The following is a 6,564-nucleotide window of genomic DNA, read 5'->3' as shown; positions in this document are numbered from 1 at the left end:
AAGCTAAGACCCACAGCGCCGATGGTACTGCACCCGGGAGGGTGTGGGAGAGTAGGACACCGCCGGACACACACATTGGTCGAGGCCCCAACCAAACGGTTGGGGCCTCCCACATTTAAAACACCACCCCACCCCACCACGCCCGCTCACACCCGACACGTAACCCCGCAACCCCCGCTCACACCTTGCAGAAAATCGATCAGCGTCCGCTCACCCCGGCCATCCAAAGATGCAGCCCGCGCTAATACCGATCGATAACGATCGGGTGCCCGCGGGTAGAGTTGTTGCCCATGAGCAGCATCTTCAGCCATGCCCAGGACCCCTTCGAGGCGGATGGAAAGCCCGGTGCCGATTCCCTGGACCCGGTGGTCAACGCGGTGGTGGTGCCCGGACCCGTCGCCCGGGCATTCGCCGGTTTCACAGACCACACCCACCTCTGGTGGCCGCTGGAGCCGTACGGAGTCTACGGGGCAGGGTCCTATGTCGAATTCGAAGAGAACCTGATTCTCGAGACGTCAGACGACGGACGGACCAGCATCTGGGGAACCCTTGATGACTGGCAGCCGCCGCTCTCCTTCCACGCCACATGGCACCCCGGTACCACTGCAATGTGGTCCACCGAGCTTCTGGTGGCCTTCCGCGCGGTTGACGGGGGCACGGAGGTCCGGGTCGTCCATGACGGCTGGGAGGGCGCCGAGGACCCTGCTGCCGTCAGGGGACATTACCTGCAGGCCTGGCCCGTAATCCTCGACAAGTACGCCCGCTTCATGGGCGCCGCAGACCCAGCAAACTAGTTCAGGGCTGGCGGTACCGCCGTGCTGGTTCGGATCAGGAACTCGGTCGGGTACTCCTGGTCCTGGACCGGTGAAGGCGGCTGGCCGCCGTCGGAATCCTTGCCTGCGTTCAGCAACGCCAGGGCGGTTGTGGCCGCCAGGTTACCTTGCCCGCGCGGATCCTGCTTGATGGTGGTGAGTCCAAACGTCTCGCTGAGATCGTGACCGTCCATACCCACGACCGAGAGATCTTGCGGGATCTGCAGGCCGAAGTCGCGCGCCGCAAGCATAATCCCGATGGCCATCTCGTCAGACGCGGCGAACACAGCGGTGGGTCGTTCCGCCGCTGTCCCCAGGAGCCGGCGTCCCACGGCGTACGCGCCCTGGATGGTGAAGTCCGCATTGACCACCCACTCGTCCCGGACAGGCAGGCGTGCCCCGGCCATGGCTGCGGCAAAGCCTTTCTGCCGGAGTTTGGGAAGCTTGAAGTCCCGGTTCAGCCCCGCGTCCCCGGTGATGTGCGCAATCCGGGTATGGCCAAGCCGGATCAGGTGGCCGGCCGCGTCCCTGGCAAGGCCTTCGTCATCGATGCGGATGGTGGAGGCGCCCCTCAAGACGCCGCCGATGCCCACAATGGGACGATGCACCGCCAGCAGCTGGCCTATTTCATCCTCGCGAAGGACCAACGCCACTGCGATGACGGCGTCCAGGCGCTTGCGGAGCAGGAAGTCGTTCAGGATGCTGCTGCGTCGCTCAGGTTGCTCCCCCACGTTGTACAGGGTGAGGTCGTACCCGGCGTCCAGCAGGGTCTCCGAAACCCCTTCCAGCACGGAAGAGAAATACCAGCGCTGTACGTTGGGCACCACCAGGCCAATATTGCGGTTGCGGCCCGACGCCAGGCTTGATGCGTGGTAAGACGGAACGAACCCCAGCTCCTTGGCCGCCTCCTGCGCCAGCCGGCGGCTCCTTGAGGACACATTGGACTTGCCACTCAGCGCCCTCGAAACGGTGGCCACGGACAGGCCGGCACGGCTGGCAACTTCTTTGATGCCTGCCAACGTCAGTCTGCCGTGGTGGCAGGTCCAAGCTGCAACCAGGCAGTCTCGCCGGATGCGAGGGCATGGCCCGTGGACCCCGGCAGGCTGCGAAGGAGGACGTGGCCGGACGGCATCTCCAGCGGCTCATGGTTCAGGTTCATAAGCACCAGCGTAGTGCCGTTCACATAGCCGAGGGAGGATCCGGTGCACCAGTCCTCTGCCCAGGACAGGGATCCCCGGCCCAGATCGAGCTCCCGGCGCCGCGCCAGGGCTTCACGGTACAGGGCCAGGTGCGACGACGGTGATTCCGCCTGCACGTCACGGGCAAGTTCCGCGAAGGACGACGGAATCGGCAGCCAGGGATCGCTCCCGGAGCCGAATCCCAGGTGCCGGTCGTCGGCCCGCCAGGGCAGCGGAACGCGGCAGCCGTCGCGGCCAAGGCGCTGGCCGTTGGTCCGGGCGAAGGTCGGATCCTGCCGCAGATGGCCGGGGATGTCGATGCCGTCAGGCAGCCCCAACTCTTCTCCCTGGTAGAGGTAGGCGGCCCCGGGAAGCCCCAGCATGAAGAGTGAAGCGGCCGCTGCTCGACGCCGTCCGAGGTCCTCGTCCGGCTGGGGATCGCCGGTACCGATGCCGTCGCCGTCGCGCGGGCCGTGGCCGTTGTAGCCAAACCGGCTGGCATGCCGGACTACGTCGTGGTTTGAGAGGACCCACGTGCTCGGGGCGCCGACGCCGTCCAGGACGGTCAGTGAGTCCGTGATAACCGACCGCAGCCGGTAGACATCCAGTCCGGCGTGGAGGTAGGGAAAGTTGAACGCCTGGTGCATCTCGTCCGGCCGGACCCAGTGGGCCAGCCGGTGGAGGTCAACACTCGCCTCGGCGCACAGAATCCGGTCCGGGCCGTATTGGTCCAGGATCTGCCGCCATCTCCGGTAGATGTCGTGGACGGCGGGTTGACCGAACATGGGTGCCTCATGGCCCGGGTAGCCGTCGCTGCTGCCGCCGTCGGCACGTCCGCCCCATGCCGGCAGGCCCGGTGCTTTGACCAGCGCGTGGGCCACGTCCACCCGGAAGCCGGAGACGCCGCGGTCCAGCCAGAACCGGAGCACCCGTTCGAATTCTGCATGGACCGCCGGGTTGTCCCAGTTGAAGTCCGGCTGGGAGGAGTCGAAGAGGTGCAGGTACCACTGGCCGGGCTCGCCGTCAGGTTCCACCACGCGCGTCCAGGCCGGACCGCCGAAGTGGGACTGCCAGTTGTTCGGAGGCTCCTGGCCTTCCGGGCCGGTCCCGTCCCGGAAGATGAACATGTCCCGCTCGGGGCTTCCGGCTGGCGCTGCAAGGGCTGCCTGGAAAGCCGGGTGCTGGTCCGAGCAGTGGTTGGGTACCAGGTCAACGATGACCCGCAGCCCGAGCCGGTGCGATTCTGCCATCATGACGTCGAAGTCGCCCAGGGTGCCGAAGATCGGGTCCACGTCGCAGTAGTCGCTGACGTCGTAGCCAGCATCGCGCTGCGGTGACCGGTAGAAGGGCGAGAGCCAGACGGCGTCCACGCCCAGGCTTGCCAGATGCGGCAGTTCCTCGGTGATCCCGGCCAGGTCGCCCACGCCGTCGCCGTTCAAGTCACGGAACGAACGGGGATAGACCTGGTAGATCACGGCGGACCGCCACCAGCCGGGAATGGCGTCAGCGGCGTGGATAAGCGTCAATGGACCGGCAACGCTTGCAGTGTCCTGGGTCACAGTTTCGACAGACATGACAGTCAGCATAACGGCTGGAAGCGATTTAAATGAAAACGCTTCCATAACGTCCAGGCGCGCAGTTTAGGGGCTGAAGAGCGCGTAACACGCCATGGTCTGGAAGCGATTTCAAAGCCCGGAATACCGGACCGGTCCGGCGGACGGCGCCTAGACTTGGTGGATGTGTCCGACGACGGGTGGAGGGTTTGTGGGAAGCATTGTTGAGGATCTGGAAGCCGTCTTGGCGCCCGGGCAGCTGGATCGCGGCGAGGCTGCGCTCCACCGCTACGCCATTGACCAGGCACCGGTCTTGGACTTCCAGCTACCCCTGGCCGTCGTGTTCCCCGAGTCAGTGGCCGATGTCCAGGCGGTAGTGCGGGCGTGCGCGGCCGGGGGAGTGGCGATCGTACCGCGCGGTGCCGGTACAGGAGTGTCCGGCGGGGCGCACGCCACCAGGAACTGCATTGTCCTCTCGCTGGAGCGGATGAACCGGATCCTTGCCCTGAGCCCGGACGACGAAACGGCCGTGGTGGAGCCCGGCGTCGTCAATGCCGTCCTCAACGAGGCCGCCGCGGTGCACGGCCTCATGTACGCCCCGGACCCCGCAAGTTTCCGCAGCTCCACCATTGGCGGCAACGTAGCCACCAATGCCGGCGGCCTTCGCTGCGCCAAGTACGGGGTCACCAGGGACTCGGTCCTGGCCTTGGACGTCGTGCTGGCTGACGGCTCCCTGATCCACACCGGCCACCAAACCTTCAAGGGCGTGGCGGGCTACGACCTCACGGGCCTCTTCGTGGGGTCCGAAGGAACACTTGGCATCGTCGTCGGAGTCACGGTGCGATTGAAGTACCTGCCCCGGGAAGTCCACACCGTTGCTGCGTTCTACCCGGACTTCCGGCTTGCCGCCGCAGGGGTCCTGGCCGTGGGCAAGGCGCGCGTCCAGCCCGCCATCATGGAATTGCTCGACGGCGGCACCCTGGCCCAGCTCGATGACATCCACGGATCGGACCTCACGGCACGCGGAAAGTCCCTGCTCCTGGTTCAGACAGACGGGTTTGGAGCTGCCGCCGAAGCAGACGTTGTGCGCCAGGTCCTCAAGGCAGGCGGTGCCACGGTCACCACCGAGGCCAGCGCCGAAGCGGAACGGCTGGTGGAGCTCCGGCGTCACAGCCGGGGCACCGAGGTGGACGATGAATTCCGGGTGGGTGAAGACGTTGCCGTGCCGCGGTCCCGGCTGGTGGACTACGTGGCGGCGCTCGAGGCCCTCGCAGCCACCCAGCGGGTGCACCTCAAAGTGGTGGCGCATGCCGGTGACGGCAACCTGCACCCCACCTTCTGGATCGACCGGCAGGGGGACACTGTTGACGCCGATGCGATGAAACGCCTCCAGGCTGCCTTGGATGAGTCGATCACGGCGGCGTTGGCCATGGGCGGCACCATCACCGGGGAGCATGGCATAGGCCAGTACAAGCTGCGCTGGCTGGGCCAGGAGCAGCCCGAGCCGGTCCGGGAACTGCAGCGCCGGATCAAGGACTTGTTCGATCCTGCGGGAATCCTCAATCCGGGGAAGGCGATCTAGGGTCAGTCGTCCGAGTCCGGGTATTCCTCGTCGGACTCATCGGCACCGTACCGGGATTCCTCGCTTTCCACCTCAAGGATTTTCAACATCTCGGTGTCGGGGTTCAGCATGATGGCGGCCTCGTCCCGCCGGTGCCGGAGGATCGAGTCGATGTAGGACTGTACGGCCTCGGCCAGCGGGATGTGGCGTTCCTGCTTTTCCGACATGTACCAGCGGTGTTCCAGTACTTCGTGGACCACCTCGGCGTGCTCCAGCTTGCCGGAAAGATCGCGCGGGATGGAGCGGACAATGGGCTCGAAGATCTGGCTCACCCACAGGTGGGCGCTGTATTCCTCGTCCATCTCCGGATTGTTGTCCGCCCGGAAGGAGTCCATGTCGTTGAGGAGCCGGCGGGCCTGGTTTTCCTGTGCGTCCAGGCCGGTGAGCCGCAACAGCCGGCGCTGGTGATGCCCGGCATCAACCACTTTGGGCTGCAGTTGGATGGTCGAGCCGTTCTGCGTGGTCTTGATGGCGTATTCCTCGACGTCGAAGCCGAGTTCGTTCAGGCGCCGGATCCGGGCTCCCACCCGCCAGCGTTCGCCGAGTTCGAAGGATTCCTTCTCCGTCAGTTCCGCCCACAGCCGCCGGTAGCTGTCCATGATCAGCTCACTGGTGGCGACCGGGTCCACTTTCTCCTCGATCAACCCGCCATCGAGCAGGTCCATGAGCTCACCAGCGATGTTCACCCGGGCAATCTCAAGGTCGTATTCGCGCTGGCCCGTGGACAGGTCCGGGTAGAGCTCGCCCGTTTCAGCGTCCACCAGGTAGGCGGCGAAAGCGCCGGCGTCACGGCGGAACAGGGTATTGGAAAGGGAGACATCGCCCCAATAGAAGCCGATGAGGTGCAGCCGGACCAGCAGGAGGGCCTGGGCGTCGATGAGGCGGGTCAGCGTGTCCTTGCGCAGCATCTGGGAAAACAGTGCCCGGTAGGGCATGGAGAACTTCAAGTGGCGGGTCACCAGCACCGGATTGAGCGGGCGCCCGTCCGGGGTGGTGCGTCCGGTGATCACGGCCACGGGCTCCACGCAGGGGACGTCCAGCCGGGCCAGCTTGCGGAGCATGTGGTACTCGTGGCGGGCCACATGCTCGGATGTTTCCTTAATGGCGATGACCGAGCCGCCCAGGTGGGCGAAGCGCACGATATGCCTGGAGATACCGCGGGGGAGTGCGGCCAGGTACTGTGCGGGCCACTCCTCCAAGGCAATGTGCCACGGCAGGTCCAGCAGTTCCGGATCGGCCGCTGCGGCCGTGATGTTCAGCGACGACGCTACCGAGGCCGCCTTGTTGTCGTCGGCGCTGGCCGCCACGAACCGCGGCAGTTTACCGATCTGCGCGTAGTCGGTGGGTTCGTCGTGCCACTGGGCGCTGTTTTCCTCGGTCATGGGTCAATTCTTCCGTAC

Annotated in this window: 5 protein-coding genes; 2 read left to right on the top strand and 3 right to left on the bottom strand. The window is 65.7% G+C overall.

Annotation, left to right across the window (positions count from 1 at the left end):
* Positions 1-290: 290 nt before the first annotated feature.
* Positions 291-794 (top strand): hypothetical protein, encoded by a 504-nt coding sequence (locus DFO47_RS18335; protein WP_133832549.1) that lies wholly within the window; start codon positions 291-293, stop codon positions 792-794.
* Here DFO47_RS18335 and DFO47_RS18330 read toward each other — a convergent pair.
* Both DFO47_RS18330 and DFO47_RS18325 read right to left on the bottom strand, forming a co-directional pair.
* Positions 791-1,831 (bottom strand): LacI family DNA-binding transcriptional regulator, encoded by a 1,041-nt coding sequence (locus tag DFO47_RS18330; protein ID WP_133832548.1) that lies wholly within the window; start codon positions 1,829-1,831, stop codon positions 791-793. The genes DFO47_RS18335 and DFO47_RS18330 overlap by 4 nt on opposite strands.
* A 2-nt stretch (positions 1,832-1,833) precedes the next feature.
* Positions 1,834-3,564 carry a glycoside hydrolase family 13 protein gene (locus DFO47_RS18325; RefSeq protein WP_231369876.1) on the bottom strand — a complete coding sequence of 577 codons (1,731 nt, stop codon included), beginning with the start codon at positions 3,562-3,564 and terminating at the stop codon, positions 1,834-1,836.
* A 190-nt stretch (positions 3,565-3,754) separates the two neighbouring features.
* Here DFO47_RS18325 and DFO47_RS18320 point away from each other — a divergent pair, with 190 nt between their 5' ends.
* The gene (locus DFO47_RS18320) at positions 3,755-5,125 is read left to right on the top strand and encodes an FAD-linked oxidase C-terminal domain-containing protein (RefSeq protein WP_133832547.1); all 1,371 of its coding nucleotides are present in this window, start codon (positions 3,755-3,757) and stop codon (positions 5,123-5,125) included.
* Positions 5,126-5,127: 2 nt separating this feature from the next.
* Here the strand turns inward: DFO47_RS18320 and DFO47_RS18315 are convergent, their stop codons facing one another.
* A complete protein-coding gene (locus tag DFO47_RS18315) occupies positions 5,128-6,546 on the bottom strand; it encodes a DUF4032 domain-containing protein (RefSeq protein WP_109863920.1) in 1,419 nt (472 codons plus the stop codon).
* Positions 6,547-6,564 lie beyond the last annotated feature (18 nt).

The sequence above is a fragment of the Arthrobacter sp. AG258 genome (assembly GCF_004364695.1).
GTDB lineage: Bacteria > Actinomycetota > Actinomycetes > Actinomycetales > Micrococcaceae > Arthrobacter.
Note: the sequence above shows the minus strand (reverse complement) of the source record. Positions and strands in the feature narration are given on the sequence as shown.